Below are 3,423 nucleotides of genomic sequence, written 5' to 3' on the forward strand. Positions count from 1 at the left end.
GGAATACGGGCTGAATAAGGACAAGCTGCTCGTCACCGTCTACCACACCGACGACGAGGCAGCCGGCTACTGGAAGAAGATCGCCGGTTTTTCCGACGACCGCATCATCCGCATCGCCACGTCGGACAATTTCTGGGCAATGGGTGACACCGGTCCTTGCGGCCCTTGCTCGGAGATCTTCATCGATCGCGGCGATCATATCTGGGGTGGCCCTCCCGGCAGCCCGGAGGAGGATGGCGACCGCTTCCTTGAGTTCTGGAACCTCGTCTTCATGCAATACGAGCAGGTGACGAAGGATCAGCGCATCGACCTGCCGCGGCCGTCGATCGACACCGGCATGGGGCTCGAGCGCATGGCCTCGATCCTGCAGGGCGTCGAGACAGTCTTCGAGACCGATCTGTTCCGCCATCTCATGGACGCGGCGTCCTCGGCGATCGGCCGCGGGCCGGACGCGACCAATGTCGGCTCGTACCGCGTGATCGCGGATCATCTGCGCTCGTCCTGCTTCCTCGTCGCCGACGGCGTGCTGCCGTCGAACGAAGGACGCGGCTATGTGCTCCGTCGCATCATGCGCCGCGCCATGCGCCACGCGCAGCTGCTCGGCGCCAACGAACCGTTGATGTGGAAGCTGGTGCCGGCGCTGGTGCGCGAGATGGCTCAGGCCTATCCCGAGCTTGGCCGTGGTGAGGCGCTCATCACCGAGACGCTGAAGCTGGAGGAGACCCGTTTCCGCAAGACGCTGGTGCGGGGCCTCGGCCTGCTCGCCGATGCCACCGAGACGCTCGGCGCCGGCGACATGCTCGACGGCGAGACTGCCTTCAAGCTCTACGACACCTATGGCTTCCCGCTCGACCTGACGCAGGACGCATTGCGCCAGCGCAGCATCTCGGTCGATCTCGCCGGCTTCACCGATGCCATGGCGCGCCAGAAGGCCGAGGCCCGTGCCAATTGGGCCGGTTCCGGCGAAGCCGCAACCGAGACGGTCTGGTTCGGCGTCAAGGACAGGAACGGCGCCACCGAATTCCTCGGCTACGAGACCGAGCAGGCCGAAGGCGTGGTCCTGACGCTCATCAAGGATGGTGCCGAGGTTGCAAACGCTGTGGCAGGGGAGACCGTTGCCATCATCGTCAACCAGACGCCTTTCTATGGTGAATCGGGCGGCCAGATGGGCGACACCGGCACGATGTCGGGCGAGGGCTTCACCATCGAGGTAACCGACACGCAGAAAAAGGCGGACGGCCTGTTCGTTCACTACGGCAAGGTGACCAGCGGCAAGCTCAAGACTGGTGCCGTCGTCGAGCTGAAAGTTGACCATAATAGGCGGACTCGCTTGCGTTCAAACCACTCGGCGACCCACCTCATCCACGAGGCGCTGCGCGAGGTGCTCGGCACCCATGTGGCGCAAAAGGGGTCGCTGGTGGCGCCCGAACGGCTGCGCTTCGACATTTCGCACAACAAGCCGATTTCGGCCGACGAGCTCGAGCAAGTCGAGCGCATGTCGAACGAGATCGTGGTCCAGAACAGCCCGGTCATCACGCGCCTGATGAGCGTCGACGATGCCATCGCCGAGGGTGCGATGGCGCTGTTCGGCGAGAAATATGGCGACGAGGTCCGCGTCGTTTCGATGGGCACCGGTATCCACGGTGCCAAGGCCAATCGGCCTTATTCGGTCGAGCTCTGCGGTGGCACGCATGTCACTGCCACGGGCGATATCGGCCTGGTGCGCATCGTCTCCGACAGCGCTGTTGCCGCCGGCGTGCGCCGCATCGAGGCACTGACAGGCGAAGCCGCCCGTCGCCACCTCGACGAGCAGGATCGTCGCCTGAAGGCTGTTGCAGCGTCGCTCAAGGTCGCACCTGCCGACGTGCTGGCGCGGGTCGAGGCGCTTGTCGAGGAACGCAAGAAGCTCGAGCGCGAGCTCACCGAGGCGCGCAAGAAGCTGGCGCTTGGCGGTTCCAATGGCGGCGGCGCCACCGAAGAGAGCGAAACGGTTGCCGGCGTCAGCTTCCTCGGCAAGGTGGTTTCAGGCGTGTCGCCCAAGGACCTCAAGCCGCTCGCCGATTCCGGCAAGGCGTCGCTCGGTTCGGGCGTCGTGGTGTTCGTTGGCGCGGGCGATGACGGCAAGGCGAGCGTCGTTGTCGCCGTCACCGAAGATTTGACCAAGCGCTTCAGCGCGGTCGATCTGGTCCGCGTGGCCTCCGCCGCCCTCGGCGGCCAGGGCGGTGGCGGTCGTGCCGACATGGCCCAAGCCGGCGGCCCAGACGCCACCAAGGCAGCCGAGGCGGTCGCAGCTGTCAAGGCAGCGATGGCCGCCGCCGCCTGATCGGCTCGGCCCAATAACCGATATGAAAAGGCTCGCTTCGGCGAGCCTTTTTGTTGCGGCCTCCGGCGCTTGTGCGGGCAGGGCTCCGAACACAAAAAAAGCCCCGGATCGCTCCGGGGCTTTTTCATTCGAGCCAAACAGATCAGGCCATGGCCTTCTGCAGGTTCTCGTCGATCTTGTCGAGGAAGCCGGTGGTCGACAGCCAGGGCTGGTCGGGACCGATCAGCAGCGACAGGTCCTTGGTCATGTAGCCGCTCTCCACGGTCTGGATGCAGACGCGCTCAAGCGTCTCCGCGAAGCGCTTCAGTTCGGTATTGTCGTCAAGCTTGGCGCGATGGGCAAGGCCGCGCGTCCAGGCAAAGATCGAGGCGATCGAGTTGGTCGAGGTCTCTTCGCCCTTCTGGTGCTGGCGATAGTGACGCGTCACGGTGCCGTGGGCGGCTTCCGCTTCCACCGTCTTGCCATCCGGCGTCATCAGCACCGAGGTCATCAGGCCGAGCGAACCAAAGCCCTGGGCAACTGTGTCAGACTGCACGTCGCCGTCATAGTTCTTGCAGGCCCAGACATAGCCGCCCGACCACTTCAGGCTCGAAGCCACCATGTCATCGATCAGGCGGTGCTCGTACCAGAGCTTGCGCGCCTTGAACTCGGCTTCGAACTCCTTCTCGTAGACGTCCTGGAAGATGTCCTTGAAGCGGCCGTCATAGGCCTTGAGGATGGTGTTCTTGGTCGACAGATAAACCGGATAGTTGCGCAGCAGGCCGTAGTTGAGCGAGGCGCGGGCGAACTCGCGGATCGACTCGTCGAGGTTGTACATCGCCATGGCGACACCTGCGCCCGGCGCGTCGAACACTTCGTGCTCGATCACCTGGCCGTCGTCGCCGACGAACTTGATCGACAGCTTGCCCTTGCCGGGGAATTTGAAATCGGTCGCCTTGTACTGGTCGCCGAAGGCATGACGGCCAACGATGATCGGCTTGGTCCAGCCCGGAACCAGGCGCGGCACGTTCTTCATGATGATTGGCTCGCGGAAGATTGTGCCGCCCAAGATGTTGCGGATCGTGCCGTTGGGCGACTTCCACATCTTCTTGAGCTTGAAC

Annotated in this window: 2 protein-coding genes; one reads left to right on the forward strand and one right to left on the reverse strand. The window is 64.0% G+C overall.

Annotated elements, in window-relative coordinates; genetic code table 11:
• On the forward strand, positions 1 to 2,323 hold a 2,323-nt coding region (alaS, locus tag AC1DUU_RS26820), incomplete at its 5' end, for an alanine--tRNA ligase (RefSeq protein WP_476786395.1).
• A gap of 142 nt (positions 2,324 to 2,465) precedes the next feature.
• Here alaS and AC1DUU_RS26825 read toward each other — a convergent pair.
• A partial coding sequence (locus AC1DUU_RS26825; RefSeq protein WP_476786396.1) for an NADP-dependent isocitrate dehydrogenase occupies positions 2,466 to 3,423 on the reverse strand: 958 nt, incomplete at its 5' end.

Source organism: Aminobacter sp. P4_H6_2 (genome assembly GCF_056400805.1).